Below are 26,053 nucleotides of genomic sequence, written 5' to 3'. Positions count from 1 at the left end.
CCTGGGCCGCCGACCGCAGCCCGCCGAGCAGCGCGTACGGCGAGCGCGACGACCACCCCGCCAGCACCACGCCGTAGACCGACACGGCGCCCATGGCCAGCATGAACAGCACCGCCACCGGCAGGTCGACCAGCTGCAGCGGCGTCTGCACGCCGAACAGGTTGACCATCGGCGCGAACGGCACGATCGAGAAGGCCAGGAACGCCGGGATCACCATGATGACCGGGGCCAGCAGGTAGAGCACCTTGTCCACGGTCCGCGGGAAGAGGTCCTCTTTCAGACCCATCTTCAGGCCGTCGGCCACGGACTGCAGCAGGCCGAACTTGCCGGCCCGGTTGGGGCCGTAGCGGTTCTGCATGCGGCTGATCAGCTTGCGCTCGAACCAGACACCGAACAGGACGCCCAGCATCAGGAAGAGGAACAACATCACGGCCTTGATGATGGTGATCCACAGCGGGTCCTTGCCGAAGTCGGCGAGGGTGGGATCGGCCGCGAGAACGTGGGTCATGAGGCGCTCCCGATGGTGACGATGTCGCCGGCCACCGCGCGCAGGTCACGCGTGACCGCGCAGCCGCCGGAGTTCGAAGGCACCCAGACCACCCGGTCCGGCAGGTCGGCGACGCGCACCGGCAGGGTGACGTTGTCGCCCACGACGAGCTTGTCGCCGTCGGCGATGCCCAGCTCGGCGGCCGTGCTCTCGGAGACCAGTGCTTCGGCGGTGCGGGCGGTGCCCGCGAGGTACGGCTCGCCGTCCTGCAGCCTGCCGTCATCGAGCAGCAGATGCCAGGTGGCCAGCAGCGCCTGGCCTGCCTCGGGCACCTCCTGGGTGCGGGTCAGGGCGTTCGGGGCGCTGACCCGGCTGCCGCGCCAGGCGCCCAGGGTGGACAGCTCGCGCCGGGCGCTCTTGGCGTCCGGCAGGCCCAGGTGCACGTCCATCCGGTCGGCCACATTGCCGATCACGACCAGGTCGCTCTGCAGACCGGGGACCCTCAGCGGCGCCTCGAACGAGCGGCCGCGGCCTTCCCAGTTGACGAACGTGCCCGCCTTCTCCTGCACGGCGGCGACGGGCAGGACCACGTCGGCGCGGTCGGTGACGGCGCTGGCGCGGATCTCCAGGCTGACGATGAACGGCGTGTGCTCGAGCGCGTCGAGCGCCGCCGCCGGGTCGGCCAGATCGTACGGATCGACACCGGCCACGACCAGCGCGTCGATGTCACCGTCGCGAGCGGCCGTGAGGATGTCCGCGGTGTCGCGGCCGGGCGCGGCGGGCAGCGAGGACACGTTCCACGCCCTGGCCACCTCGGCCCTGGCGGTCTCGTCGTCCACCGGGCGGCCGATCGGCAGCAGGTTGGGCAGCGCACCGGCCTCGACCGCGCCGCGCTCACCCGCCCTGCGCGGGATCCAGGCGAGCTTGCCACCGGAGGCGGCGGCCAGGCGTACCGCGGCGGACAGGGCGCCGGGCACGGTGGCCAGCCGCTCGCCCGCCAGGATGACCGTGCCCTCGGGCACCGTGCCGACCAGATCGCCGATCGCGTCGGCCTCGGCGCCCGGCGCGGTGCGGATGAGCGTGCCGCCCATCTTCTCCAGGCCGGGGGTGACGAATGGCGCGATCGAGCTGACCTTGAGCCCCTTCTTCATCCACGCCTTGCGCAGGCGCAGGAAGACGATCGGGGACTCCTCCTCGGGTTCGAACCCGACGAGCAGCACGTGCGGGGCGTTCTCCAGGTCGCTGTAGTTGACCTCGATGCCCTTGCCGGCCACCGCGTGCGCCAGGAACTGGGCCTCCTCTGTGGAGTGCGGCCGGGCGCGGAAGTCGATGTCGTTGGTCTCCAGCGCCAGCCTGGCGAACTTGGCGTAGGCGTAGGCGTCCTCGACCGTGACCCGGCCGCCGACCAGCACACCCGCCTTGCCGCGGGCCTTGGCCAGGCCCTGGGCGGCGACGGCCAGCGCCTCCGGCCACGAGGCCGGCACGAGCACGCCTTCCTCGTTGCGGATCAACGGCGTCTTGAGGCGGTCGGGCTGCGTGGCGTACGTGAACGCCCAGCGGCCCTTGTCGCAGTTCCACTCCTCGTTGACCTGCGGGTCGTTGCCGGCCAGTCGGCGGGTGACGCGGCCGCGCCGGTGGTCGGTGCGCTGGGCGCAGCCGGCGGCGCAGTGCTCGCACGCGCTCGGCGTGGACACCAGGTCGAACGGGCGGGCGCGGAACCGGTAGGCGGCGCCGGTGAGCGCTCCGACCGGGCAGATCTGCACCGTGTTGCCGGAGAAGTAGGAGTTGAACGGCTTGCCGTCGGCCGTACGCACCTGCTCCTTGGCCCCGCGCTCGAAGAACTCGATGAGCGGGTCGCCGGCGATCTGGTCGGAGAAGCGGATGCAGCGCGCGCACTGCACGCAACGCTCACGGTCCAGCAGCACCTGTGTGGACAGCGGCAGCGGCTTGGGGAAGGTGCGCTTCTGCTCCTGGAACCTGGACTCGCCGCGGCCGTTGGACATGGCCTGGTTCTGCAGCGGGCACTCGCCGCCCTTGTCGCAGACCGGGCAGTCCAGCGGGTGGTTGAGCAGCAGGAACTCCATCGCCGCCCGCTGCGCCTTCTCGGCGACCGGCGAGGTCAGCTGGGTCTGCACGACCATGCCCTCGGCGACCTCGATCGCGCACGACGGCTGCGGCTTGGGGAAGCCGCGGCCGTTGCCCGCGTCGGGGATGTCGACCAGACACTGGCGGCAGTTGGCCGCCGGGTCCAGCAGCGGGTGGTCGCAGAACCTGGGGATCTGGATGCCCAGCAGCTCGGCGGCCCGGATGATCAGGGTGCCTTTGGGGACACTGACCTGGAACCCGTCGATGGTCAGGGTCACCAGGTTCGTTTCTGTTTCTACGACGGTCACTGCTCACCCCAGAGAGTGGACTTCTTCGGGTCGAACGGGCAGCCGCCGATCTCGAAGTGCTTGAGGTACTCCTCGCGGAAGTACTTCACCGAGGAGTGAATCGGGCTGGTCGCGCCGTCGCCCAGGGCGCAGAACGAGCGACCGAGGATGTTGTCCGCGATGTCGGTGATCGTGGTCAGGTCCTCCTCGGTGCCCTGGCCCTTCTCAAGGCGCTTGAGCACCTGCTTGAGCCAGTACGTGCCCTCGCGGCACGGCGTGCACTTGCCGCACGACTCGTGGGCGTAGAACTCCGTCCACCGCAGCACGGTGCGGACCACACAGGTGGTCTCGTCGAAGATCTGCAGCGCGCGGGTGCCGAGCATGGAGCCCTTGGCGCCGACCGCCTCGAAGTCGAGCGGCACGTCCAGGTGCTCGTCGGTGAAGATCGGCGTGGAGGAGCCGCCCGGGGTCCAGAACTTGATCTGGTGCCCCTCGCGGACGCCGCCGGCCATGTCGAGCAGCTCGCGCAGCGTGATGCCGAGCGGCGCCTCGTACTGGCCGGGCCGGGTCACGTGGCCGCTGAGCGAGAAGATGCCGAAGCCCTTGGACTTCTCGGTGCCCATCCCGGCGAACCAGTCGGCGCCGTTGGCGATGATCGAGGGAACACTGGCGATCGACTCGACGTTGTTCACGACGGTAGGCGAGGCGTAGAGGCCCGCCACGGCCGGGAACGGGGGCTTGAGCCGCGGTTGACCTCTGAAGCCTTCCAGCGAGTCGAGCAGCGCCGTCTCCTCGCCGCAGATGTACGCGCCCGCGCCGCTGTGCACCACCAGCTCCAGGTCGTAGCCCGAGCCGAGGATGTCGCTGCCGAGGTAACCCTTCTCGTACGCCTCCCGCACGGCCGCGTGCAGCCGCCTGATCACGTGCAGGACCTCGCCGCGCACGTAGATGAAGGCGTGGTTGGCGCGGATCGCGTAGGACGTGATGATGATGCCCTCGACCAGCGCGTGCGGGTTGGCCATCATGAGCGGGATGTCCTTGCAGGTGCCCGGCTCCGACTCGTCGGCGTTGACGACGAGGTAGTGCGGCTTGCCGTCACCCTGCGGGATGAAGCCCCACTTCATGCCCGTCGGGAAGCCCGCGCCGCCGCGGCCGCGCAGACCCGAGTCCTTGACGGCCTGGATGACGGCGTCGGGGTCCATGCCCAGCGCCTTCTTCGCCGCTTCGTACTCGCCGTAGACGTCGAGGGTGAAGGAGTTGGGCTGGTCCCAATTCGCGGTCAGGACCGGTGTCAAAGTGGTCGTCATGCCTCGGGGGCCTTCCATCCTCTGGCCTTGGCCACCTTCAGGCCCTCGAGCGAGGGGCCCGCGGCCGACGGGCCGTCGCCCGCCTGGTCGTCCGGCAGGCCCGCGAGCACCCGCGAGGCCTCCTTGAAGGTGCACAACTTCTTCGGGCCGCGCGTGGGCCGCACGTCCTTGCCGTCACGCAGGTCGTCGACGAGCTGCTTGGCCGACCCTGGCGTCTGATTGTCGAAGAACTCCCAGTTGACCATCATGACGGGAGCAAAGTCGCAGGCCGCGTTGCACTCGATGCGCTCCAGCGAGACCTTGCCGTCCGGGGTCGCCTCGTCGTGATCGACGCCGACGTGCTCCGACAGCTCCTCCCAGATCTGGTCGCCGCCCATGACGGCGCACAGCGCGTTGATGCACACGCCGACGTGGTAGTCGCCGACGGGCTTGCGCTTGTACATGGTGTAGAACGTCGCCACGCCCGTGACCTCGGCCTTGCTGAGGCCCAGCAGCTCCGCGCAGAACTCCTGCCCGTCGTCGGAGACGTAACCGTCCTCGGACTGCACGAGGTGGAGCAGCGGCAGCAGCGCCGACCGCGTCTTCGGGTAGCGCCCGATGATCTCCTTGGCGTCCTTTTCCAGACGCTCGCGGATCTCCGGTGAATACGTCACCGGTCCACACCTCCCATGACGGGGTCGATTGAAGCAACCGCGGCGATCACGTCGGCGACCTGGCCGCCCTCCGCCATCGCGGGGAAGCTCTGCAGGTTGCAGAAGGACGGCTCGCGGAAGTGCACGCGGTACGGCCGGGTGCCGCCGTCGCTGACCACGTGCGCGCCGAGCTCGCCCTTGGGGGACTCGATGCTGGCGTACGCCTGCCCGGCCGGCACCCTGAAGCCCTCGGTCACCAGCTTGAAGTGGTGGATGAGGGCCTCCATCGAGGTGCCCATGATGTGGGCGATGTGGTCGGGCGAGTTGCCGAACCCGTCGGGACCGAGCGCGAGCTGCGCCGGCCAGCCGATCTTCTTGTCCTCGATCATCACCGGGTCGCCCTTGAGCGGACCGGCGATGCGATCCAGGGCCTGCTCGATGATCTTGAGGGACTCCTCCATCTCCTTCATGCGCACGAGGTAGCGCGAGTAGACGTCGCAGCCGCGCTCGGTGGGGACGTCGAACTCGTACGTCTCGTAGCCGCAGTAGGGCTGCGACTTGCGTAGGTCCCACGGCAGGCCCGCGGCGCGGAGGATCGGTCCTGTGACGCCGAGCGCCATGCAGCCGGTCAGGTCAAGGTAGGCCACGTCCCTGGTGCGGCGCACGTAGACCGGGTTCTCGTCGAGGAGCTTGCGGATGTCCTTGATCCGCTTGGGCATCTCCTTGAGGAACTCCCCGACCTTGTCCACCGCGCCGGCCGGCAGGTCGACGCTGACGCCGCCGGGGCGGACGTAGGCGTGGTTCATGCGCAGGCCGGTGATGTACTCGAACAGGTCCATGACCATCTCGCGGTCGCGGTACCCGAACAGGAACGGCGTGGTCGCGCCCAGCTCCATGCCGAACGTGCCCATGGCCACCAGGTGCGAGGCGATGCGGTTGAGCTCCATCATCATCACGCGGATGGCCTGCGCCCGCTCAGGGACGCGGTCGGTGATGCCGAGCAACTTCTCCACGCCCATGCTGTAGGCGGTCTCGTTGAAGATCGGCGAGAGGTAGTCCATGCGGGTCACGAACGTGGTCCCCTGGGTCCACGTTCGGAATTCCATGTTCTTCTCGATGCCGGTGTGCAGGTAGCCGATGACGCCGCGGGCCTCGGTCACCGTCTCGCCGTCGAGGGTCAGGACCAGACGGAGCACGCCGTGCGTGGACGGGTGCTGCGGGCCCATGTTGACGACCAGGCGCTCCTCTTCGGTGTCGCGCGCGCCGGTGACGACCTGGTCCCAGTCGCCGCCGTTGACCGAGTAGACCTTGCCCTCGGTCGCCTCGTCATAAGCGGTGCTCATGAGTAGCTTCTCCTCTGGTCCGGCGCGGGGATGGTGGCGCCGCGGTATTCGACCGGGATGCCGCCGAGCGGGTAGTCCTTACGCTGCGGGTGACCGTCCCAGTCGTCCGGCATCATGATCCGGGTGAGCGCGGGGTGCCCGTCGAAGACGATCCCGAAGAAGTCGTACGTCTCCCGCTCATGCCAGTCGTGACCAGGGTAAACGCTCACGGTCGATGGAATGTGCGGGTCGGCGTCCGGCGCACTCGCCTCGACGCGCACGCGCCGGTTATGGGTGATCGAGCACAGGTGGATGACCGCGTGCAGCTCCTCGCCCACCAGGTGCGGGTAGTGGACGCCGGACACGCCGAGCGACAGCTCGAAGCGCAGCGCCGGGTCGTCACGCAGCTTCTGGCACACCTCGACGAGGCGCTCGCGCTTGACGTGCAGGGTCAGCTCGCCGCGGTCCACGACCACGCGCTCGATGGCGTCGTCGAACGCCAGGGTGTCGACGATCTCGTCGAAGTAGCTCCCGTACGGGCGGGGCGTCGAGATCTGCGGCGCCCGGCGGACGACGAGGCCACCGTAGCCGGAGGTGTCGCCGGTGTCCGATGCCCCGAACATGCCGCGCCTGGCGACGGGCGCCTCGGGCACCGCCGGGACGGCGACCTCGGGGGTCTCACCGCTGTCCGGGCTGCCGGGGAGGTTGTCGGGCGAGGTCACTTCGCGGCCCCCTGGTCGATCAGCGGCAGCGTGCGCAGCGCCTGCAGCTCGAGCTCCTCGATCTGCTTGGCACGGTGCGCGCCGAACTTCATGTTCTGGATCTTGTCGTGCAGCTTGACGATGGCGTCGATCAGCATCTCGGGCCGCGGCGGGCAGCCCGGCAGGTAGATGTCGACCGGCACGACGTGGTCCACGCCCTGCACGATGGCGTAGTTGTTGAACATGCCGCCGCTGGAGGCGCACACGCCCATGGCGATGACCCACTTGGGCTCGGCCATCTGGTCGTAGATCTGGCGCAGCACGGGGGCCATCTTCTGGGAGACGCGCCCGGCGACGATCATCAGGTCGGCCTGGCGCGGAGACGCCGAAGCGCGCTCCATGCCGAAGCGCGCCAGGTCGTAGTGGGGGCCACCGGTGGCCATCAGTTCGATGGCGCAGCATGCCAGCCCGAAGGTGGCCGGCCATACGGAGTTCTTGCGTGCCCATCCGGCGGCCTGTTCGACCGTGCTGAGGATGAACCCGCTGGGGAGTTTTTCTTCAAGTCCCATTTTCAGTCCCAGTCCAGACCCTTGCGGCGCCACACGTACGCATAGGCGACGAGCACGGTGACGATGAACAGCAGCATCTCCACGAGCGCGAACAAGCCGAGGCCCGAGGCGAGCTGGCGGCCGAGGTCGTCCGTCTGCGGCGCGAACGAGACAGCCCACGGATAAAGGAAGATGATCTCGATGTCGAACACGATGAAGAGCATCGCGGTGACCATGTATTTGAGCGGGAACCGTCCGCCACCGACGGGCTGGGGCGTCGGCTCGATGCCGCATTCATAGGCGTCAAGCTTGGCGCGGTTCCAGCGCTTGGGGCCGGTGAAGGGAGCGATGGCGACCGAGAAGATCGCGAAGCCCCCCGCGAGAACGGCGAGCACCAGGATGGGCACGTAAAGGTCCATCGCTACGCCTCCTCTGGAGTCGCCGCGCGCGCGGGCGCGCAGCAGGATCTGTTAATTGCGGGATTCATGCTGGTGGGGCGACCTTCGAAAGTGCGTTTATGATCTTGTCGGACGCATCGCCTCGCCGGTCGGTGAGATTACCAAGGAGTTTGAGCGCGAAGCGCATCAGCCTCGGGTGAGGGAGCCCGTGCCTGGTGCCGAAGCTCATCACACCCGGCTTCCCAATCGCCTCTACGAACAACCTTCCGAGCGTGAAATATCCGCCGTAGGCGTCCTTCAGCGTCTTGGGATAGGTCCGCAGGGTCCGCTCGCGCTGCGCGGGAGTGGTGCCCTTGAGCGCCTTCGCGATGACTTCGGCGGCGATCTCGCCGGTCTCCATGGCGTAGGCGATGCCCTCGCCGTTGAACGGGTTGATCGACCCGCCCGAGTCACCGACGAGCACGAGCCCGCGCGTGTAGTGCGGCTGCCGGTTGAAGGCCATCGGGAGCGCGGCGCCGCGGATCGGGGCCGTCATGTTCTCCTCGGTGAACTCCCAGTCGGCCGGCATGGCCTTGCACCAGCGTCGCAGCAGGTCCCGGTAGTCGATGTTCTTGAACTGGTCGCTGGTGTTGAGCAGCCCGAGCCCGACGTTGGCGGTGCCGTCGCCGACGCCGAAGATCCAGCCGTAGCCGGGCAGCAGCGTTTCGCCATCCCGCAGCTCCAGCCAGATCTCGAGGTAGTCGTCGTCGTGCCGGGGGCTCTCGAAATAGGTGCGGACGGCCACGCCCATCGGCCGGTCCTCACGCTTGTGCAGCCCCATGCCCACGGCCAGCCGGGTGCTGTTGCCGTCGGCGGCGACCACCACGCGGCTGCGGTAGGTCCGCCCGTCCTTGGTCGTCACGCCGACGATGTGGCCGCTGCGGTCGTCGAGCACGGGCCCCGTGACGGTGACGCCCTCCATCATCCGCACGCCGTTCTTGACCGCGTTGGCCGCGACGATCTCGTCGAAGTCCATGCGGGTGCGGACCAGCCCGAAGTCGGGGAAGCGATCGAGTTGCGGCCAGTCCAGCTCGAATCGGTGGCCGCCGCCGACGACGCGCAGGCCCTTGTTCCTGACCCAGCCGGGCGCATCGATGTCGACGCCCATGTTCTGCAGCTGCTTGACCGCGCGCGGGGTCAGGCCGTCACCGCAGACCTTCTCGCGGGGGAACCTGGTCTTCTCCAGGACCAGCACGTCGAGCCCGGACTGAGCGAGGTAAAAGGCGGTTGCGGAACCGGCGGGACCGGCGCCGACGACGATGACGTCAGCGTCAGCCTGAGTGGCTGTTGGCACGGTCACTAGACCTGTCCTGTCCTACACACGCGAAGGCCGTGGGGTGGCGCGCCTTCGTTCCTTTGTGAACCCCTTCACAAACTTGTCGGCCCGCAGTCTACTGCTTTTCCTGTACATAGTGGCAGTCGGGGTGCTGTTCTGTGATCCAAGAGGAACGGTGTGTCGCCCGTGACCTCACAGTGGCTTGAATCCCCTGTGCATGGCGACGATCCCCATCGTCAGATTGCGCCAGGCCACCCGCTCCCAGCCCGCCTGCTGAATGATCCCTGCGAGCGCGGCCTGGTTGGGCCAATCCCGGATCGACTCGGCCAGATATTCGTACGAATCGTCATTGGACCCGAAGACTTTGGCCACTTTCGGCAGCAGCCTCATCAGATATTCGCGGTAGACCAGGTCGACGGCGGGCACCGTCACATGCGAGAACTCCAGGATCACCAGCCGCCCGCCTGGCTTGGTCACCCGCAGCATCTCGCGCAGCGCCTGCGAGGTGTCATGGACGTTGCGCAGCGCCACCGAGATCGTCACCGCGTCGAAGGAGTCGTCGGCGAACGGCAGCCGCAACGCGTCCCCCGCGATGAACGGCACCCCCGCACCGCTCAGCGCATTGCCGCCGTGGCGGCGCACGCCCGTGCGGAGCATGCCGAGCGAGAAGTCGGAGGCGATCGCACGGGCGCCGAGCGTGGTGAACGAGTCAGTGGACGTGCCGGTGCCGGCCCCCAGGTCGAGGACGAGCTCGCCGGGCCCGGCGTCCACGGCGGCGGCCACCGCCTTGCGCCAGAGCCTGACCTGCCCGAGGGAGATCACGTCATTGACCAGGTCGTAGCGCCGGGCGGTGCGATCGAACATCGCGGCGACCTCATCCGGCTGCTTGTCCAACTGAGCGCGCGTCATGGCCCTTAGCCTATTGGCCAATGGGACAATGGACGGAAAGTAGCCGCGGGGTTACCCAACGTCTGCTAACTCTTGGGGAATGTTTGCCCGTGTCGCCCTTGCGGCGATCATCGCCTCGGCCGTCGTCGCGGAGGGGCACCCCGCCGCGGCGTCCCCTGTCGCCCACACCCGCGTCGTTTCGGCCGACCCGATCGACAGCACCCCCCATGTGCTCGACGGCATCGTCAACGCCATCGCCGTCGTCGGCCACACCGCCGTGGTCGGCGGGGCGTTCAGCGAGGTGAGCGACGCTGCTCGCACCACCGTCCTGCCCCGCGGCAACCTGTTCGCCTTCGACCTGCGGACCGGCCGGATCCTGCCCGAGTTCGCCCCGATCGTGTCCGGTCCCGTCCACGGGCTCGCCGCGGGCGAGCAGGGCACCGTCTATGTCGGTGGCGAGTTCTACGGCGTCAACGGCACGCGTTCCAGGGCGCTCGCCAGACTCCGGCTCTCCGACGGCGCGGTGGTGCCGGGGTTCCGGCCGCGCCTCCTCGGCGGCTCGGTGACCGCGCTGGCCAGGCAGGGCGGCAAGCTGTACGTCGGCGGGGACTTCATCGGCCCGCGTGAGGCGGTGGCCAGGCTAGACGCGACCACGGGCGCGGCCGACCCGGGCTTCGCCATCACGCCTGGAGCTCCGCTGACGTCCGGGATCACGATCTACTCGCTGGCCGTCTCGCGCGGGCGGCTCGCCGTGGACGGCACGTTCACCACGCTGGACGGCCACTCCAGGCCCCAGCTCGGGCTGATCGACATCAGCGGCCCCGTGGCCAAGGTCGCGCCATGGCGCACCGCGGCGTACGCGCGCAAATGCGCCTCCGCGTTCCCCTCATATGTCCGAGGGATCGACTTCGCGCCCGACGGCAGCTACTTCGCGGTCGTCACCACGGGTGGCGCCAGAGGCGGGATGTGCGACACGGCGGCCAGGTTCGAGACGTACGCGAAGGGCTCCAACATCCAGCCCACTTGGGTCAACGCCACGGGCGGCGACTCGCTCTACGCGGTCGCGGTGACGGGGGCGGCCGTCTTCGTCGGCGGGCATCAGCGCTGGCTGGACAATCCGCGGGGGCGGGACTCGGCGGGTCCAGGAGCGGTGTCACGGCCGGGCATCGGCGCCATTCATCCGCGTACCGGAAAGGCCCTCAGTTGGAATCCAACGCGGGAGCGCGGCATCGGGGTGAAGGCGTTTTCAGCGCATCACACCGGACTACTAGTCGGTAGTGACACAACGAGACTCGGACGGGAGTACCATGCCCGGATTGGCATGTTCCCTCTGCCCTAGTCGTCCTGCGGCTTCGGCCGGTCGAGCTTGTCGCTGATCCGTTCACTCATGGCGTCGCGCTGCTTCGACAGCAGCACGTAGCTGGCCAGACCGCTGATCAAGAAAGCACCCAGCATCAGGATCAACGGATTTGTCAGGCCGAGCAGGTACAGCACACCGAGGGTCACGACGAACAGGCCGATCCGCGACAGGGTGTAAACGAGAACGGGATGCACGTGTTCGAGGTTACTCGGACCTGTGGAGCGGTCGCTCTTCGCATCGGACGCGAGCGCTGCTACTGTTCCCAGTTAGGGAGTTTCGTAAAGAAACACCCACGAGAGCCCCAAAGAGGCTCTATCATATAACAATCGGGCAGTCAGCTGATAACAACCCGTGATCTTTGTAGAAAACCACGGATAAATCAGGCTTCGCTCGACACACTGGTTACCTGTCCGCCCGCTGGCAGGAAGCGGGATGCGAGGGGGAGAGATTGGTGGAGAGTAGCAGCGAGCGTCTGCTGACCCCTGGAGAGGTTGCCGCCCTCTTCCGGGTAGACCCAAAGACGGTTACACGCTGGGCTGCGGCAGGCCGCATCAGCAGTATCCGCACCCCCGGAGGGCACCGGCGCTTCCGCGAATCGGAAGTCCACGCCCTTCTCCGAGGCGAGGACGTTCTGACGGCCGACAGGCCGGCAGGTGAGTCCCCGCGCGTATGACGATCCGCGCAGACGGTGATCCTGTGACCATGGCAGGGTCACCGCCGGCGGAACCCACTGTTCGCGTGCTTCCCGGCGCACGTCCGTACGGCAAGCACGGGGCGGCGCCAACCGCCGACCGTGGCTGGCGCCTGTCCTCTGCTTGATCAGGCGTCTTCTTCCTGCTCCGCCTTGAACGCCAGGAACTCACGTTCCAGGTCGTCGTTCTCCTCCTCCCAGCGCCGGCGGCGCAGCGCCGCCTCCTCCTCCGTCAGCGACTCGGCCAGCCACTGCTCGTAGTCCGCGTCGCCGGGCTGCAACTCCACGTACGCGTTACCGATCAGGCGCCCGTCTTCGCTGGTCAGGCTCTGCGGTACGCGCAAGGTCCCGTCCGCGAGCCGGATGACGTACATGACCGAACCACCTAGATTCCGTAGCGCCGGTTGAAGAACAGCATGACGTTGAGCGCCATCCGCGTGTCACCCCCGAGCATGTCGACGAGCGCGGGACGCCGCCGGGCGGCGATGGCGGCGAAGGCGTCGGCGAAGAACTCCTTGCGCCCGAGCCCGCCGCCCTGGCGGTGGAAGGCCGAGGCGAGGATGGGCCTGGCTCTCTCGTAGAGGTGCACGAACTCTGGCGAGTCGGACACCCAGTCGCCGTACGCCGAATCGATGTCGTCGATGGCGTGGCCGACCTCGTGCATCATCACATCGGGCGTGGGCGAGGGGCGGTCGCCCACGACGATCTTGCGATCTCCGTACGCGCCGGCGCAGATGTCCCACGTGGCGCGGCCAGACGGCAACGGGGCGCCGCGTAAGTAGCCCATGTCGTCGAGTTCGGGGACGCCGCCCGGGCCGACATAGATGCCCTCGATGCCGTTCGCGAGCTTCTCCTTCAGCCGGTCGGGCAACCTGGCGAGGCTCTCGACGGCGCGAACGACGTCGGGCGGCGGCGGGCCCAGGCTGGCGTCCCACTGGCGGTGCAGGATCCGCTCCAGCTTCCCGCAGTGGCGCAGGCCGTCGCCCATGGACGGCACGTCAGGACGGTGCGGCTGCGCCCGGAGGGGCCGGTCGTCGAGCTCGAAGTCGTACCAGGTGTAGCGAGGGCGCTCCATCACGGCGGCGGACAACTGCTCGTGACGTTGTTCTCGCACCGCGAAGCCGTCCCAGATCGTCTTCTGGGCGTCGGGGAGGACCCGCTCGCTCTCGCCCGGCCACGATTGCCGCTCCCGCCGCTCAGCGCCCGGCCAGCGGCGCCGTTGAGCGCCGTTGACCCCTTTGCCCTCTACCGGGGTGCTCGGGGCCTCCTGGGGCTTCTCACGGACGTTGGACCAGAATGAGCGGTCTGCCCCACGCGGGGACTCCGCGCGGCGTGAGAAGAGGTACGACCCGCGCCGCCACCAGCGGCCACGACGATGGCGGCCCTTGTCGTGGGAAAAGGCCATCGCACCCCTCAACGCCCGTGGCAGCCTGCGGACACTCCACGGTACGACGGGGATCTTCTCCAAGTCACCCGAAATGGGACAACAGGAAGCACGATCACGTCGCGAATGGCTTACAGTTCGGGCATGGCAGGTGTTCTGATCGGCCTGGCGCTGCTGGCCTTCTGGCTCTTTTCCATCTTCGACGTGATCACGACGCCAGAGGACGAGGTCAGGAACGTACCAAAGGCGCTGTGGATCCTGGTCGTCGTGCTGGTCCCGCTGCTCGGCGGCCTCGTCTGGCTGGCGCGCGGCCGCCCACGGGCCGAGCGGCAGGCCTGGCCGGTTCCCCCCGGCCCGGGCATGCCGAAAGGGCCCGACGACGACCCCGACTTCCTCCGCGACCTCGACCGCCGCATGCGGGGTGACGACCTGGGCTAGATCACACGTCGGCGTAGCTGTGCAGACCGCTGATGAAGATGTTGACGCCGATCAGGTTGAACAGCAGGCAGGCGAACGCCACCAGCTGCACGATCGTCGCGGCCCGCCCGCGCCACCCGGCCGTCACCCTGGCGTGCAGGTAGGCGGCGTAGGCCACCCACGTGATGAACGACCAGACCTCCTTGGGGTCCCAGCCCCAGTAGCGGCCCCAAGCGCGGTCCGCCCACAACGCACCCGCGATCACCGCGAACGTCCACAGCGGGAAGGCGAACACGATCGCCCGGTGCGCAACCCGCTCGAGGTCCTCACGGGCCGGCAGGCGGGACATCCCGTCCCCGCGCAGCAGATAGAGGATGCCGGCGACGCCGGCCAACGTCAGCAGGCCGCTGGCGATGATCGCCGCGGTGACGTGGATGGCGATCCAGTACGAGTTCAGCGCAGGCACGACGGGGCCCGCGGCCGTGTAGAACACCTTGACGGCGAGCCCGAGCCCGAGCGCGGCCGTCACCATGACGAAGGCACCGAGGAAGCGCACGTTGTGACGCAGCTGGGTGCCGAGGAACGCGGTCACGGCGGCGAAGCAGATGGCCACGACGAACTCGTACATGTTGCCCCACGGCCACCGCTCCACGGCCAGGCCGCGGGTGCCGATGGCGCCCAGGTTGGCGGCCCAGCCGACCCAGGCGAGCACCAGCGCCACCATCCCGGCCCTGGCCGCCCCCGGCGACTGCCCGACCGGGTCTGCCGCGCCCGCCTCTCCGGCGTCTGTCAGCGCACCCGAGCCGGAGCCGCCGGCCTCGGAGTCGCCCGGCAGCGCCACGCCGGAAGCGCCGGACGCGTCCGCGTCGACGGCGCCACCCGCATCCCCGGCCCCGACCGCGACCGGTTGCTTGACGGTGTGCCGCTCGACGCCGGCCCCTTCTGCCGCCGTCTTGCCCGTCCGGAAGCGCCCGAAGGCCAGCTCCGTGGCGAAGCCCACCATGGCGAGGACGTAGAGCAGGACCGCGCCGACGACGAAGAGGTCGCTCAGTTCAGCGAGTTGCTCAGCGGACATGCTTCTCTCCTGCTGATAGAACCTTGACGATGTCGGCGAACTCCTCGGCGAAGCCCGCCGCGGAGCCCTCGGTGCGGGTCAGGCCGCCCACCTCGACCTTGCCCCCGTCGGGGCCCTCCTTGACCCGCACGAAGACCCTGCGCCTCCGGATCATGAGAGAGAGCGCGATGGCGACGACGGCCATACCGGCGAACACCAGGGCGGGCACCCGCCCAGGGTCGTGGGCGACCTGGAGGGTGATCCACTCCTTCACCCCCACGAACTCGATCTTGCCCGCCCCTTCCGGCAGGTCGACCGACTGCCCGACGGCGAGCGGCTTGGGCACGTTCGTGCCCATGACGAGCGGCTTGAGCTTCTTCATGACCTCGGTCGGCGCGAGCTCGTAGACCGACTGCGGCTTGCCCGAGCGCAACCCCAGGTCGCCGGAGAAGGCCCCGATGAGCTGCACCTCGGGGTTGAGCTCCCCGGGGAAGGCTGAGGCGTACGTGCCGTCGGTCAGCGGCACGCTGGTCGGCAGGAACCGCAGCAGGAATCCCAGCTGCTCCGGCTGCGCGTCCGGCGCCTTGACCACGCATCCCGAGGTCATCGTGCCCTTGTCCTCGATCAGGCACGGCACCGCGCCCTCGAACGCCACCTGCCCCTTGCCGTCGGTGACCTTGAAGACGGGGGCGTAACCGTTGCCGATCAGGTAGGTCTGCGTGCCGTTGACCTCGAGCGGCGTGTTGACCTTGAGGCCGAAGTCCCTGGCGGGCGCGTCCGGCGAGTCGTTGACCTTGAGATGGGCGGTGTAGTCGAGCGCCTGCCCCTTCTTGTCGCCCGCGACCTGGTAGGCGACCTTAAAGTCGGCCAGCTGGAGCGAGAACGGCTCCAGCGACTCGGCCGACACCTGGCTGCCCGGGATGTACCGGTCGTACGCGGCCACGGTGTTGGCGAAGCCGTCGCCCTCCACGACCAGGACGTTGCCGCGGTAGCCGTACAACGAGCCGGCGCCGATCGCGAACAGGATGCCGAGCAGGGCGATGTGGAAGAACAGGTTTCCCGTCTCCCGCAGGTAGCCCTTCTCCGCGGAGATCCAGCCGTCCCCGGTCACGACGCGGAACCGCAGCTTGCGCAGCCGCCGCGCCGCCCTCTCGACCTCCAGGTCGCCCTCGAACGAGGCGAAGTGCGGCAGCCGCGACAGGTTCTTCGGCGCGGCGGGCGGCTTGCGGCGCAGCTCGCGCAGGTAGGTCGCGGCCCGCGGGATGACGCAGCCGATCAGCGAGGTGAACAGCAGCAGGTAGACGGCCGCGAACCAGGTGGAGGTGAACACCTCGAACAGCTGGAACCTGTCGTACCACTCGGCCAGCGTGGGGTTCTGCTCGTAGAGCCGTGCCACCTTGTCGGGCTCGACGCCGCGCTGCGGCACCAGCGAGCCGGGCACCGAACCGAGCGCCAGCAGGAACAGCAGGATCAGCGCCGTCCGCATGGAGGTGAGCGTGCGCCACCCCCACCGCAGCCAGCCCGTCAACCCGAACGCGGCCTGCTTGGGCGCTCGCTCCTTCTCCAGCTCCTGAACGCTCATCAGATCACCGGCTCGAACGCGCCGATCAGCCCTTGCATGCCCGCGATCAGCTCTCCCCAGACCCCGGTCACCAGCAGCACACCGACGGCCACCATCATGCCGCCGCCGATCCTGGTGATCAGGCGTGAGTGCTTGCGGATGGCCCGGAACGTGCGCAGGGCCTTGCTGTACGCGAGCGCCGCGCCCACGAACGGCAGCCCGAGACCCAGCGCGTACGCCACGGCCAGGAGGGCCCCACGGGCGGCGCTGCCCTCGTTGAGCCCGAGCGCGAGCACGACGGCCAGCGTGGGCCCGATGCACGGCGTCCACCCGAGCCCGAACACCACTCCGAGCAGCGGCGCCCCGGCCAGCCCCGCTGCCGGCAGCCGGTGGATGCGCACCTCACGCATCAGGCCGGGCACCACGCCCAGGAACGCCAGCCCGAGCACGATCGTCAGCACCCCGAGCACCCGCGTGATGATCTCGGCGTTACCCAGCAACACCGACCCGAGCCCGCCGAACAGCGCCCCGCTGAGCACGAACACCACACCGAACCCGGCCACGAACAACGCCGTCCCGAGCACCAGCCGCCCGCGCTTGGGGTCGGCGCTCATGCCGGTCACATACGACAGATAGCCCGGCACCAGCGGCAACACGCACGGCGACAGGAACGACACCACCCCGGCGAGCACCGCGATCGGCACCGCCACCAGCAGCGACCCGGAGGCGACGACGTCACTCATCGCGCACCTTGGTCACCGTGTCCATGAGGTCGGTGTACTTGACCGCGCCGAGCGCCCTGGCCGCGATCCTGCCCTGCTTGTCGATGATCAGCGTGGAGGGGATGGCCGCGGGCGGCACCGTGCCCTGGAAGGCCAGTGCCACCTTGCCCGGCTGGTCGAAGATCGAGGGGTAGCCGGCCTTCTCGGTGCGCTCGAACGCCAGCGCGTCGGCTTGGCGGTCCTTGAAGTCGACGCCGAGGAACTCCACGCCGCTGCCCTTGGTCTTGGCCGCGACCTCCTTGAGCACCGGCGCCTCCGCCCGGCACGGGCCGCACCACGACGCCCAGAAGTTGAGCACGACGACCTTGCCCTTGTGCGCGGCCAGCGAGGCGTTGCCCCCGTCGAGGGTCGGCCCCTGGATGGCCGGCGCGGCCTTGCGCTCGCCCGCGGCGAACACCTGCATCTTCCCGTCGCCCGCGACGAACCGGGTGTCACCCGCCTGCGGCTGCCCGCTCTGGTTGCCGGCACAACCCCCGACCAGGACGGCCAGGAGCACGAGGGAGATGGACTTGGCGCGCACGGAGGAAGATCTCCTTGTACTACAACCGGTAGAGCTTGCAACTCTACCGGCGGGGTCGCACGCCCCGGACATCGGGTTCAGGCGCCGGGGACGGACGGCCCGGCGTCCAGCGACCCTGCGGGCTCGCTGTAGCCGACGCTGATCAGCCGGTCGTCGTCGAACGTGAGCGTGGTGAGGCTGGCCAGGGCGCATTGCCTGCGCCGGGGATCGTGCCAGAGCCTGCGGCCCTCGGCGGCCATCCTGATCGCCCAGATCGGGAGCTGGTGGCTGACGAGCACAGTCTCGTGCCCGCGTGCCGCTGCCCTCGCCGCGTCGACCATCGACTTCATGCGCTGGACGATGACTGGGTAGGCCTCGCCCCATGACGGGCGCAGCGGGTTCCAGAAATAGCGGTAGTTGCGCCAGTCGCGAAACAGCGCCATTCCCTGCCCGACCGGGCGGCCCTCCAGGAGGTTGCCCGCCTCGATCAGGCGGATGTCCTGCTGGATCTCCAGGCCGAGCTTCTCGGCGAGCGGGGTCGCGGTCTCCAGGGCGCGCTCGAGCGGCGAGCTGTAGAGAGCCACGATGTCACGGCCGCCGACCGCCTTGGCGACCGTCTCGGCCATGAGGTGACCTGTCTCGGACAGGTGGTATCCGGGAAGCCTGCCGTAGAGGATGCCGCTGGGGTTGTGCACCTCACCGTGGCGCAGAAGGTGGACGACGGTGGTTTCAGCCATGGTGAGGGACAGCCTATCCGCTGGATCGAGTCACGCGGTTGGATCGAGCCACGCGGTCAGCTGACCGCCCAGGCGTTCTCCTGCTGCCTGCTCGCCTCGGCGAGCGCCTCGACCAGCGCCCTGATCGCGGGGCGGCGGGCCGCGTCCGCCCGCCACACCGCGTAGATGCGGCGGGACTGCCGCGGCCTGATCGGCACCAGCCGCACGCCGGCGGGCACGCAGTCGCGGCCGAGCCGCGGCACGATGGCGCAGCCCAGTCCGGCCGCCACCAGAGCGAGCTGTGTGGGGTACTCGTCGGCCATGCACGCGATCACCGGCTCGAGCGAGGCGTTGCGCAGCGTGAACACCAGCCAGTCGTGGCAGACGGTGCCGGGCGAGGAACTGACCCAGAGCTCGCCGTGCAGGTCGGCCAGTTCCAGCTCCTTGGCGTCGGCGAGCGGGTGTCCGGCGGGCAGCGCCACGTCGGCGATGTCGTCGAGCAGCGTGGCCTTGGACAGCCCGTCGGGCAGCGCCATCGGCCGGTTGAGCCAGTCCTGGATGACGCCCAGGTCCAGCTCGCCCCTGGCCACGTCGCGGACGACCCGCTCGGGCTCGCGCTCCATGAGCTGGATCCACAGGTCGGGATGGCGCTCCCGGAGCGCGGACAGCGCTTTCGGCATGATGCCGCGGGTCGCGGTGGGGAAGGCGGCGATGTTGAGCCGGCCGACGACCTCGCCGCGCAGCGCCTCGAAGTCCGCCTCGGCCGTCTCGACCAGGGCGAGGATGCGCTCGGCGTGCTCGGCGAGCAGCCCGGCCGCGTCCGTCAGCCGCACGCCGCGGCCGTTGCGCTCCATGAGCCTGGCGCCGGTCTCCCGCTCCAGCTTGGCGATCTGCTGGGACACGGCCGACGGCGTGACCATGAGCGCGTCGGCCGCCGCGCCGACCGACCCGTAGGTGTGAACTGCGTGAAGGGCCTTGAGCCGGTTCAAGTCCAACATGTAAGCCAGACTAAAGGGTTTAGCGTAGAAAGTCTCGCTTGTCCTTCAATCTGAAGCAGATGAAAATATATGCATGAGAATCCTTAAGTCGAAGAAGCAGCAGTCGGACTCCCCCTCGTACCTGAAGGCCCTCGCCGAGCAGGCTCGCGAGCAGCGCATCCGCTACCAGAAGCCCACTCGCTGAGTGCGGCCCCGCCACCTCGCCCTCGCCGTCGGCCTCGCAGCTGTCTGGGGCTTCAACTTCGTCGTCATGCAAGTCGGCCTGCAACACTTCCCGCCCCTGCTGTACGCGGGGATCAGGTTCGCCATGGCGGCGTTCCCAGCCCTGCTCATCGTGGGGCGCCCCGGAGTCCCCTGGCGCTGGGTCGCCGGAGTGGCGGCCACCATCGGGGTGGGCCAGTTCGGATTGCTGCTCGTGGGCATGCGAGCAGGCATGCCGGCGGGGCTCACCTCACTCGTCCTGCAGATGCAGGCATTGTTCACCGTGGTGTTCGCGGTGACGCTGCTCGGGGAGCGGCTCACCGCCCGCCGCGTGCTCGGGCTGGCCGTCGCCTTCGGCGGGCTGGCCCTGGTCGCGCTCGACTTCGGCGTCTCAGGCCCGATCGGCGCCTTCGCCCTATGCGTGGCCGCAGCAGCCGCTTGGGGCCTGGGCAACGTAATCCAGCGCCGGGCCGCCCCTCCGGACTCCCTGCGCTTCATGGTCTGGGTCAGCGCGCTGTCCGCGCCGCCACTTCTGCTGCTGTCGTTGTGGCTGGAGGGCGTGCCGACGCTGGCCTCTCCCCTGGAGGGCTGGTTGTCCCTCCTCTACGTGGCGTTCATCTCCACGCTGGGCGGCTTCGGCGTCTGGGGATGGCTCCTGGGCCGCTACGACGCCTCGACGGTGGCGCCGTACACGCTGCTCGTGCCCGTGTTCGGCATGTCGTCGGCGGCGCTGGTGACCGGAGAGCCGCTCACCTGGCTCAAGCTCCTGGCGGCGGGCCTCATCGTCGCAGGCGTGCTCTACGCCGGAACCAAGCCCCGGGCTACAGAACGGCGGCAGCCGCCTTCGCCGCGGCAGGAAGCGCTTCCGCGACGCGGTTGAGCGCCTCGTCGTCGTGCGCGGCCGACAGGAACCACGCCTCGTACGCGGACGGCGGCAGGTAGACGCCCTGGTCCAGCATCGCGTGGAAGAACGCGGTGAACGCGGCCGTGTTCTGCGTCTTGGCCTCGTCGAAGTTCGTCACCTCCGCGTCGGTGAAGAAGATCGAGAACAGACTCCCCGCCCGCTGCAGGCGATGCGGCACCCCTGCCGCGGCCAGGGCCTCCGAAGCCGCCTGCCCGACGGCGAGCGCCGCGGCGTCGACCCGCTCATAGGCCGCGTCGTCGAGTGCACGCAACGTGGCCAGGCCGGCCGCACATGCCAGAGGATTCCCCGACAACGTGCCCGCCTGATAGACGGGGCCTTCCGGCGCGAGATTGGCCATGACATCGGCCCGCCCGCCGAACGCCGCCGCCGGCAGCCCGCCGCCCATGACCTTCCCGAACGTCATCAGGTCCGCCTCGACCGGGTCCAGCCCGTACCAGCCGGCGGACGAGACCCGGAAGCCCGTCAGCACCTCGTCCACGATGAGCAGCGCCCCGTTGGCCGTGCAGAGTTCGCGCAGCCGCGCGTTGAACCCGTCACGCGGCGGGACGACCCCCATGTTCGCCGGGCACGCCTCCGTGATCACACAAGCGACGTCGGCCCCCACCCTGAACGCCTCCTCGACGGCCTCGACGGAGTTGTACGGCAACACGATCGTGTCCGCCGCCGACGCCCCGGTCACGCCGGGCGTGTCCGGCAGCCCGAAGGTCACCACCCCGGACCCCGCCGAGGCCAGCAACGCGTCCACGTGCCCGTGGTAACACCCGGCGAACTTGATGACCTTGGACCGCCCGGTGAAGCCGCGGGCCAGCCGCACCGCGCTCATCGTCGCCTCGGTGCCTGAGCTGACCAGCCGTACCTTCTTGACCGGCGCCACCCTGGCGACGATCTGCTCGGCCAGCTCGACCTCGCCCTGCGTGGCGGTGCCGTACGAGAACCCGTGAGCGACCGCGTCCGACACGGCCTCGACCACCGCCGGGTGCCGGTGCCCGAGGATCATCGGCCCCCAGGAGCAGACCAGGTCCACGTACCGGTTGCCGTCCACGTCCGTGATGTAGGGCCCCTGCCCCTCGGCCATGAAACGCGGCGTCCCGCCGACCGCGCCAAACGCACGCACCGGCGAGTTGACGCCCCCCGGCACGATCTGGCGGGCGCGGGCGAACAGGTCCTCGGAGTTCTGTGTACGGCTCACCCGACCCAGGTTAGTCCCGCCCTACCCCGCTCCACCTGCCACCCTCCACCCTCGCGCGCGCAGAGCTCGCCGCTTCCGACTCAGTCGGCGAGCCACTCCAAGATGCGCAACGGATCAGGCAAGGGCCGGCCGTCCGGTGGCCGCAACCACGTGACCTGCCCGTTGGGGAGGGTCGACGGCGGCGCGAGGACGTAGCTGTCGCGGCAGTGCCACCGCAATCCCGGCGTGTCCTCGATGGTCGCCGGACCACAGTCCAGATGGCACGACCACCACTCGTCCTCGTCCTCCGGGTTGCCCCGCGTGGCCACATAAAACAAGACCCGGTCGCCACTGGCGGCGACCGGGCCTGAGTGCGCTCCTGCGGCGTCGATTCGGGTGAGGGCCGAGAGGCCTACGGCGAGCGGTACGTCGAAGACGTCGAACACCCGTCCCGTGGGCAGAATCACACCGGCCTCGGGCTCGGTATGCCACCACCGGGTGAGCTGCGCGGGGTCCGTAGTGGCCTGGAGCGACCAGGCTGGAGACAGCGGGTGGGCGCCGGGGTCTGGACAGCCGAGCCGGTCACAGGAGCACGCGCGCGGACCGTTCCGCAGCGGGTACGCCCCGGGCACCACAGGCCAGCCCATGGCCGCGTATTCGAGCACGACGCCGATGCGCGTCGGCCGCGGCCGCTTTTTGGTACGCCGAGCTAGTGGTACCCCCACCATTGGTGTCTCCCGTCAAGTCCCTCGCGCGCCTGAGGAGGTCCCGGCTCCGGGCGGACTTAAGCACACGCGGGACACACCAGCACTTGTTATCGCACTCTAACGCACAGGCCACAGGAGTTGACGGGAAACCCCTTGGTTAGACCTCGATGGATCCGCAGCGAAGCGAGGACATCCATCGAGGTACGCGAGCGGAAGCTCGCCAATCAGATGCGCCGTGCCACTTCGGTGGCCCAGTACGTCAAGATCAGGTCGGCCCCGGCCCGCTTGATCGCGACCAGCGACTCCATGATCATCCGTTCCCGGTCCACCCAGCCGTTGGCCGCCGCGGCCTCGATCATGGCGTACTCGCCGCTCACCTGATAGGCGGCCACCGGCACGTCCACCTCGTCCCGGAACCGGGCGATGATGTCCAGGTAGGCCAGCGCCGGCTTGACCATGACGGCGTCGGCGCCCTCGGCGAGGTCGAGCCTGACCTCGCGCAGCGCCTCCTCCAGCGGCCCCGCGGGGTCCTGCTGGTGCGTGCTGCGGTCACCGAACTGCGGCGCGCACTCGGCGGCGTCGCGGAACGGCCCATAGAAGGCAGAGGCATACTTGGCGGTATAAGCCAAAATCGGGATATTTCCGTAACCGGCACCGTCCAGCGCCGCCCGGATCGCCCCGACCTGGCCGTCCATCATCCCGCTCGGTGCCACCATCTGCGACCCGGCCTCGGCCTGGGCCACCGCGATCGAGGCGTACCGCTCCAGCGTGGCGTCGTTGTCCACGTCACCGGACGGGGTGAGGATCCCGCAGTGCCCGTTGTCGGTGAACTCGTCGAGGCACGTGTCGGCCATCACCACGATGGAGTCGCCGACCTCGGCGTTCACCTCGCGCAGCGCGACCTGCAGGATGCCGTCGGGGTCGTCGGCGGCCGAACCACGGGCGTCCTTCACCGCGGGGATGCCGAACAATATCAGCCCGCCCACGCCGGCCTCCGCCGCCTCGTGCGCCGCCTTGCGCAGCGAGTCGCGGGTGTGCTGCACGACGCCCGGCATGGAGGCCACCGGCTGCGGCTCGGTGATGCTCTCCTTGACGAACATGGGCAGGATGAGGTCGGCGGCGTGCAGCCGGGTGCCCGCCACCATCCGCCGCAACGCGGGGCTGCGGCGCAGCCGACGCGGCCGGGCTACCGGGTATCGCGCGCTCATCTCGGTCTCCTTCTCGCGCCGCGCCGGTTCTGCGAGGGCTTGCGCGGAGTGTCTCCCGCGGCCAACGCCGCCTGGCGCTGCTTGGCTCCGTACTCGGCCAGCGCGGCCGCCAAGGCGGATGCGGATGGCTTGTCGGACATGACGTCGACCCGGAGCCCGAACTCCTCGGCGGTCTTGGCCGTCTGCGGCCCGATGACCGCGATCACGGTGACGTTGTGCGGCTTGCCCGCGATGCCTACCAGGTTGCGCACGGTGGACGACGAGGTGAAGAGCACAGCGTCGAACCCGCCGCCCTTGATCGCCTCACGGATCGGCGCGGGCGGCGGCGCGGCCCGCACGGTCCGGTACGCGGTGACGTCGTCGCACTCCCAGCCCAGCTCGGTGAGCCCGGCCACCAGCGTGTCGGTCGAGATATCGGCCCGCGGCAGCAACACCCGGTTGATCGGGTCGAGCATCGAGTCGTACGGCGGCCACTCGGCCACCAGCCCCTCGGACGACTGCTCGCCCGACGGCAGCAGGTCCGGCTTGACCCCGAACTCGACCAGGGCCCGCGCGGTGGCATCGCCCACGGCCGCCACCTTGAGCCCGGCGAAGGCGCGGGCGTCGAGACCGTACTCCTCGAACTTCTCGCGTACCGCCTTGACCGCGTTGGCGCTGGTGAAGGCCACCCACTCGTAGCGGCCCGTGACCAGGCCCTTGATCGCCCGGTCCATCTGCTGCGGCGTGCGGGGTGGCTCGACCGAGATGGTCGGCACCTCCTCGGGCACCGCGCCGTAGGCGACGAGCTGCTCGGACAGGCTGCGCGACTGCTCTTTGGTGCGGGGCACCAGCACCCGCCACCCGAACAGCGGCTTGGTCTCGAACCACGACAGCTTGTCCCGCAGCCCCACGGCCTCCCCGACCACGATCAGCGCGGGCTCGGTGAACCCGGCGTGCTTGAGGTCGGCCTGGAGCCGGCCGAGCGAGGACACGACGGTGTATTGCTCGGTGGTGGTGCCGCCGCTGCTGACCGCGACCGGCGTGGTGTCGGGCTTGCCACCCGCGATGAGGGCCTTGCCGATGGCCACGGCGTCGGCGATGCCGTTGTAGACGACCAGCGTGCCGCGGCAGGCGGCGTGCTGCGCCCAGTCCTGCTCCTGCGCGGCGTCGACGATCCGGAACTCGGGCACGGCCGTCGCCGGCGGAATGCCCGCGTAGGCGAGCACCGCGGTCGCGGGCGGCACGCCGGGCACGATCTCGAAGTCCACCTCCGCCGCGGCGCAGGCCGCGACCTCCTCGGTGATCGAGGAGAACAGCATGGGGTCGCCCGCACACAGGCGTACCACGACCTGCCCGCCCTTGGCGTGCTTGACGATGTCGTCATCGACGACGTGAACGCCTTCGCGGCAGTGACGCAGCAGCGGGCGGTGCGCTTCCTCGCCGAGCACCACGGCGTCGGCCTTGGCGAGCAGCTCGGCGGCGCGGAGCGTGAGCAGATTGGGATCACCGGGACCCGCGCCCACGAACGCGACGAAACCGGTGGTTGGACTATCGGAGCTCAATGGGAATGCTCCCCCATCAATCTGTCGGCCCCTTCGGCGATCATCTCGGCCGCGAGGAGGCGGCCCAGGTTTGCAGCCTCCGAAGGAGAGCCGGCGGCGGACTTGCGGACCGCCTCGCGGCCGTCGACAGCGACGACCGTGGCGGTCAAGTTCAGAGTGTGCCCGTCATCGACCGCGAAAGCACCCACTGGTGCCGCGCAGCCCGCCTCCAGGGCGGACAGCACCTCACGCTCGGCGGTCACCGCGGAGCGGGTGCGCGGGTCGTCGAGCACGCTGAGGAACTCGATCAGGTCGGGACGGTCGGAGCGGCACTCGACGGCGAGCGCGCCCTGGCCGGGCGCGGGCAGCACTTCCTCGATCTCGAAGATCTGCGCGACGTCCGCGCCGCGGCCGATCCTGGTCAGGCCGGCGGAGGCCAGCACGACCGCGTCCAGCTCGCCCGAGACCACTTTGCCGATGCGCGTGTCGGCGTTGCCGCGGATCGGGACGTACTCCAGGTCAGGGCGGAGCGCGCTGAGCATGGCGATCCTGCGCGGCGAACCGGTGCCGACCCTGGAACCAGGCGCCAGGTCGGCGAACTTGTGCGGGCCGACCAGCGCGTCGCGGTGGTCGTGGCGGGCCGGGATCGCGGCCAGCGTGAAGCGCGGGTCCTGCTTGGTCGGCAGGTCCTTGAGCGAGTGCACGGCGAAGTCGATCTCGTCTTCGAGCAGCTTGTCACGCAGCGCCGTGACGAACACGCCGGTGCCGCCGAGCTGGGCGAGGTGGGCCTTCGTGACGTCGCCGAACGTCGTGACGCCCACCAGCTCGATCGAGCGCCCTGTGCGCTCGGTGTAGGCGTCCGCCACCATCTGCGACTGTGTGGTGGCCATCA

At 69.4% G+C, this 26,053-nt stretch carries 28 protein-coding genes; 4 read left to right on the top strand and 24 right to left on the bottom strand.

The window, feature by feature from the left end; translation table 11 throughout:
- The 10 genes from ACTWPT_RS43960 to ACTWPT_RS43915 form a co-directional block, all read right to left on the bottom strand.
- Positions 1-508 (bottom strand): complex I subunit 1/NuoH family protein (locus ACTWPT_RS43960; RefSeq protein ID WP_443183478.1); only part of this gene is annotated, 508 nt, incomplete at its 3' end.
- Positions 505-2,880 carry an NADH-quinone oxidoreductase subunit G gene (locus ACTWPT_RS43955; RefSeq protein ID WP_443183477.1) on the bottom strand — a complete coding sequence of 792 codons (2,376 nt, stop codon included), beginning with the start codon at positions 2,878-2,880 and terminating at the stop codon, positions 505-507. The genes ACTWPT_RS43955 and ACTWPT_RS43960, both read right to left, overlap by 4 nt.
- The gene (nuoF, locus tag ACTWPT_RS43950; RefSeq protein WP_443183476.1) at positions 2,877-4,166 is read right to left on the bottom strand and encodes an NADH-quinone oxidoreductase subunit NuoF; all 1,290 of its coding nucleotides are present in this window, start codon (positions 4,164-4,166) and stop codon (positions 2,877-2,879) included. Before nuoF ends, ACTWPT_RS43955 begins: the two co-directional genes overlap by 4 nt.
- A complete protein-coding gene (gene nuoE, locus ACTWPT_RS43945) occupies positions 4,163-4,819 on the bottom strand; it encodes an NADH-quinone oxidoreductase subunit NuoE (protein ID WP_443183475.1) in 657 nt (218 codons plus the stop codon). Before nuoE ends, nuoF begins: the two co-directional genes overlap by 4 nt.
- A complete protein-coding gene (locus ACTWPT_RS43940) occupies positions 4,816-6,141 on the bottom strand; it encodes an NADH-quinone oxidoreductase subunit D (RefSeq protein WP_443183474.1) in 1,326 nt (441 codons plus the stop codon). Before ACTWPT_RS43940 ends, nuoE begins: the two co-directional genes overlap by 4 nt.
- Positions 6,138-6,743 (bottom strand): NADH-quinone oxidoreductase subunit C, encoded by a 606-nt coding sequence (locus tag ACTWPT_RS43935; protein WP_443183482.1) that lies wholly within the window; start codon positions 6,741-6,743, stop codon positions 6,138-6,140. The genes ACTWPT_RS43940 and ACTWPT_RS43935 overlap by 4 nt, the downstream gene beginning before the upstream one ends.
- 95 nt (positions 6,744-6,838) lie before the next feature.
- Entirely contained in the window at positions 6,839-7,390 is a 552-nt protein-coding gene (locus tag ACTWPT_RS43930) for a NuoB/complex I 20 kDa subunit family protein (protein ID WP_305914423.1), read from the bottom strand.
- 2 nt (positions 7,391-7,392) lie between these two features.
- On the bottom strand, positions 7,393-7,788 hold the full coding sequence (locus ACTWPT_RS43925) for an NADH-quinone oxidoreductase subunit A (protein ID WP_443183473.1): 396 nt from the start codon (positions 7,786-7,788) through the stop codon (positions 7,393-7,395).
- 64 nt (positions 7,789-7,852) lie between these two features.
- Positions 7,853-9,106 (bottom strand): geranylgeranyl reductase family protein, encoded by a 1,254-nt coding sequence (locus tag ACTWPT_RS43920; RefSeq protein WP_443183472.1) that lies wholly within the window; start codon positions 9,104-9,106, stop codon positions 7,853-7,855.
- Between the two features lie 168 nt (positions 9,107-9,274).
- Positions 9,275-9,991, bottom strand: coding sequence for a demethylmenaquinone methyltransferase (locus tag ACTWPT_RS43915; RefSeq protein WP_443183471.1), 717 nt, complete (start codon positions 9,989-9,991; stop codon positions 9,275-9,277).
- Between the two features lie 79 nt (positions 9,992-10,070).
- Between ACTWPT_RS43915 and ACTWPT_RS43910 the strand changes: the two genes are divergently transcribed.
- Positions 10,071-11,309: a delta-60 repeat domain-containing protein gene (locus ACTWPT_RS43910; protein WP_443183470.1), complete on the top strand. Its 1,239-nt coding sequence runs from the start codon at positions 10,071-10,073 to the stop codon at positions 11,307-11,309.
- Here the strand turns inward: ACTWPT_RS43910 and ACTWPT_RS43905 are convergent.
- Positions 11,306-11,524, bottom strand: coding sequence for a DUF4229 domain-containing protein (locus ACTWPT_RS43905; protein ID WP_443183469.1), 219 nt, complete (start codon positions 11,522-11,524; stop codon positions 11,306-11,308). The two genes, ACTWPT_RS43910 and ACTWPT_RS43905, sit on opposite strands and share 4 nt — an antisense overlap.
- A gap of 257 nt (positions 11,525-11,781) precedes the next feature.
- On the opposite strand from ACTWPT_RS43905, the gene ACTWPT_RS43900 reads away from it, so the two are divergent.
- A complete protein-coding gene (locus tag ACTWPT_RS43900) occupies positions 11,782-12,003 on the top strand; it encodes a BldC family transcriptional regulator (RefSeq protein ID WP_026214226.1) in 222 nt (73 codons plus the stop codon).
- 146 nt (positions 12,004-12,149) lie between these two features.
- On the opposite strand, the gene ACTWPT_RS43895 is transcribed toward ACTWPT_RS43900, so the two are convergent.
- Both ACTWPT_RS43895 and ACTWPT_RS43890 read right to left on the bottom strand, forming a co-directional pair.
- Positions 12,150-12,395, bottom strand: a complete 246-nt coding sequence (locus ACTWPT_RS43895; RefSeq protein WP_443183468.1) for a hypothetical protein — start codon at positions 12,393-12,395, stop codon at positions 12,150-12,152.
- Between the two features lie 11 nt (positions 12,396-12,406).
- Positions 12,407-13,426 carry a hypothetical protein gene (locus ACTWPT_RS43890; RefSeq protein ID WP_443183467.1) on the bottom strand — a complete coding sequence of 340 codons (1,020 nt, stop codon included), beginning with the start codon at positions 13,424-13,426 and terminating at the stop codon, positions 12,407-12,409.
- 123 nt (positions 13,427-13,549) lie between these two features.
- Between ACTWPT_RS43890 and ACTWPT_RS43885 the strand changes: the two genes are divergently transcribed.
- Entirely contained in the window at positions 13,550-13,843 is a 294-nt protein-coding gene (locus ACTWPT_RS43885) for a PLDc N-terminal domain-containing protein (RefSeq protein WP_443183466.1), read from the top strand.
- 1 nt (position 13,844) lies between these two features.
- On the opposite strand, the gene ccsA is transcribed toward ACTWPT_RS43885, so the two are convergent.
- From ccsA to ACTWPT_RS43855, 6 genes are all read right to left on the bottom strand, one after another.
- On the bottom strand, positions 13,845-14,897 hold the full coding sequence (gene ccsA / locus ACTWPT_RS43880) for a cytochrome c biogenesis protein CcsA (protein ID WP_443183465.1): 1,053 nt from the start codon (positions 14,895-14,897) through the stop codon (positions 13,845-13,847).
- A complete protein-coding gene (resB, locus tag ACTWPT_RS43875; protein WP_443183464.1) occupies positions 14,887-16,458 on the bottom strand; it encodes a cytochrome c biogenesis protein ResB in 1,572 nt (523 codons plus the stop codon). Before resB ends, ccsA begins: the two co-directional genes overlap by 11 nt.
- Complete coding sequence (locus ACTWPT_RS43870; RefSeq protein ID WP_443183463.1) at positions 16,458-17,180, bottom strand: cytochrome c biogenesis CcdA family protein; 723 nt, start codon at positions 17,178-17,180, stop codon at positions 16,458-16,460. Before ACTWPT_RS43870 ends, resB begins: the two co-directional genes overlap by 1 nt.
- Positions 17,173-17,739 carry a TlpA family protein disulfide reductase gene (locus ACTWPT_RS43865; RefSeq protein WP_443183462.1) on the bottom strand — a complete coding sequence of 189 codons (567 nt, stop codon included), beginning with the start codon at positions 17,737-17,739 and terminating at the stop codon, positions 17,173-17,175. Before ACTWPT_RS43865 ends, ACTWPT_RS43870 begins: the two co-directional genes overlap by 8 nt.
- Positions 17,740-17,816: 77 nt before the next feature.
- Positions 17,817-18,455: a histidine phosphatase family protein gene (locus ACTWPT_RS43860; RefSeq protein WP_443183461.1), complete on the bottom strand. Its 639-nt coding sequence runs from the start codon at positions 18,453-18,455 to the stop codon at positions 17,817-17,819.
- A 56-nt stretch (positions 18,456-18,511) separates the two neighbouring features.
- On the bottom strand, positions 18,512-19,432 hold the full coding sequence (locus ACTWPT_RS43855; RefSeq protein ID WP_443183460.1) for a LysR family transcriptional regulator: 921 nt from the start codon (positions 19,430-19,432) through the stop codon (positions 18,512-18,514).
- A gap of 184 nt (positions 19,433-19,616) precedes the next feature.
- Here ACTWPT_RS43855 and ACTWPT_RS43850 point away from each other — a divergent pair, with 184 nt between their 5' ends.
- Positions 19,617-20,513: an EamA family transporter gene (locus tag ACTWPT_RS43850; RefSeq protein ID WP_443183459.1), complete on the top strand. Its 897-nt coding sequence runs from the start codon at positions 19,617-19,619 to the stop codon at positions 20,511-20,513.
- Here the strand turns inward: ACTWPT_RS43850 and hemL are convergent.
- The 5 genes from hemL to hemC all read right to left on the bottom strand — a co-directional run bounded on the left by hemL (position 20,455) and on the right by hemC (position 26,051).
- Positions 20,455-21,747: a glutamate-1-semialdehyde 2,1-aminomutase gene (gene hemL, locus ACTWPT_RS43845; RefSeq protein ID WP_443183458.1), complete on the bottom strand. Its 1,293-nt coding sequence runs from the start codon at positions 21,745-21,747 to the stop codon at positions 20,455-20,457. The two genes, ACTWPT_RS43850 and hemL, sit on opposite strands and share 59 nt — an antisense overlap.
- A gap of 80 nt (positions 21,748-21,827) precedes the next feature.
- On the bottom strand, positions 21,828-22,454 hold the full coding sequence (locus ACTWPT_RS43840; protein ID WP_443183457.1) for a bifunctional DNA primase/polymerase: 627 nt from the start codon (positions 22,452-22,454) through the stop codon (positions 21,828-21,830).
- A 203-nt stretch (positions 22,455-22,657) separates the two neighbouring features.
- Positions 22,658-23,641: a porphobilinogen synthase gene (gene hemB / locus ACTWPT_RS43835; RefSeq protein ID WP_443183456.1), complete on the bottom strand. Its 984-nt coding sequence runs from the start codon at positions 23,639-23,641 to the stop codon at positions 22,658-22,660.
- Positions 23,638-25,182, bottom strand: a complete 1,545-nt coding sequence (locus ACTWPT_RS43830) for a uroporphyrinogen-III synthase (RefSeq protein WP_443183455.1) — start codon at positions 25,180-25,182, stop codon at positions 23,638-23,640. The genes hemB and ACTWPT_RS43830 overlap by 4 nt, the downstream gene beginning before the upstream one ends.
- Positions 25,179-26,051 (bottom strand): hydroxymethylbilane synthase, encoded by an 873-nt coding sequence (gene hemC / locus ACTWPT_RS43825; RefSeq protein ID WP_443183454.1) that lies wholly within the window; start codon positions 26,049-26,051, stop codon positions 25,179-25,181. Before hemC ends, ACTWPT_RS43830 begins: the two co-directional genes overlap by 4 nt.
- Positions 26,052-26,053 lie beyond the last annotated feature (2 nt).

This window comes from Nonomuraea sp. 3N208 (assembly GCF_052245935.1).
GTDB lineage: Bacteria > Actinomycetota > Actinomycetes > Streptosporangiales > Streptosporangiaceae > Nonomuraea.
The sequence above is the reverse complement of the archived record's forward strand: the minus strand, read 5'-3'. Positions and strand labels throughout refer to the sequence as shown.

Excerpts from the sequence above, each read along its gene's own strand:
- ACTWPT_RS43925 (WP_443183473.1), bottom strand. The coding sequence starts at position 7,788 with ATGGACCTTTACGTGCCCATCCTGGTGCTCGCCGTTCTCGCGGGGGGC.
- ACTWPT_RS43870 (WP_443183463.1), bottom strand. The coding sequence starts at position 17,180 with ATGAGTGACGTCGTCGCCTCCGGGTCGCTGCTGGTGGCGGTGCCGATC.
- resB (WP_443183464.1), bottom strand. The coding sequence starts at position 16,458 with ATGAGCGTTCAGGAGCTGGAGAAGGAGCGAGCGCCCAAGCAGGCCGCG.
- ACTWPT_RS43860 (WP_443183461.1), bottom strand. The coding sequence starts at position 18,455 with ATGGCTGAAACCACCGTCGTCCACCTTCTGCGCCACGGTGAGGTGCAC.
- ACTWPT_RS43890 (WP_443183467.1), bottom strand. The coding sequence starts at position 13,426 with ATGGCCTTTTCCCACGACAAGGGCCGCCATCGTCGTGGCCGCTGGTGG.
- ACTWPT_RS43885 (WP_443183466.1), top strand. The coding sequence starts at position 13,550 with ATGGCAGGTGTTCTGATCGGCCTGGCGCTGCTGGCCTTCTGGCTCTTT.
- ACTWPT_RS43840 (WP_443183457.1), bottom strand. The coding sequence starts at position 22,454 with ATGGTGGGGGTACCACTAGCTCGGCGTACCAAAAAGCGGCCGCGGCCG.
- ACTWPT_RS43930 (WP_305914423.1), bottom strand. The coding sequence starts at position 7,390 with ATGGGACTTGAAGAAAAACTCCCCAGCGGGTTCATCCTCAGCACGGTC.
- nuoF (WP_443183476.1), bottom strand. The coding sequence starts at position 4,166 with ATGACGACCACTTTGACACCGGTCCTGACCGCGAATTGGGACCAGCCC.
- ACTWPT_RS43855 (WP_443183460.1), bottom strand. The coding sequence starts at position 19,432 with ATGTTGGACTTGAACCGGCTCAAGGCCCTTCACGCAGTTCACACCTAC.
- hemC (WP_443183454.1), bottom strand. The coding sequence starts at position 26,051 with ATGGCCACCACACAGTCGCAGATGGTGGCGGACGCCTACACCGAGCGC.
- ACTWPT_RS43940 (WP_443183474.1), bottom strand. The coding sequence starts at position 6,141 with ATGAGCACCGCTTATGACGAGGCGACCGAGGGCAAGGTCTACTCGGTC.
- hemB (WP_443183456.1), bottom strand. The coding sequence starts at position 23,641 with ATGAGCGCGCGATACCCGGTAGCCCGGCCGCGTCGGCTGCGCCGCAGC.
- ACTWPT_RS43910 (WP_443183470.1), top strand. The coding sequence starts at position 10,071 with ATGTTTGCCCGTGTCGCCCTTGCGGCGATCATCGCCTCGGCCGTCGTC.
- ccsA (WP_443183465.1), bottom strand. The coding sequence starts at position 14,897 with ATGTCCGCTGAGCAACTCGCTGAACTGAGCGACCTCTTCGTCGTCGGC.
- ACTWPT_RS43915 (WP_443183471.1), bottom strand. The coding sequence starts at position 9,991 with ATGACGCGCGCTCAGTTGGACAAGCAGCCGGATGAGGTCGCCGCGATG.
- ACTWPT_RS43895 (WP_443183468.1), bottom strand. The coding sequence starts at position 12,395 with ATGTACGTCATCCGGCTCGCGGACGGGACCTTGCGCGTACCGCAGAGC.
- ACTWPT_RS43935 (WP_443183482.1), bottom strand. The coding sequence starts at position 6,743 with ATGTTCGGGGCATCGGACACCGGCGACACCTCCGGCTACGGTGGCCTC.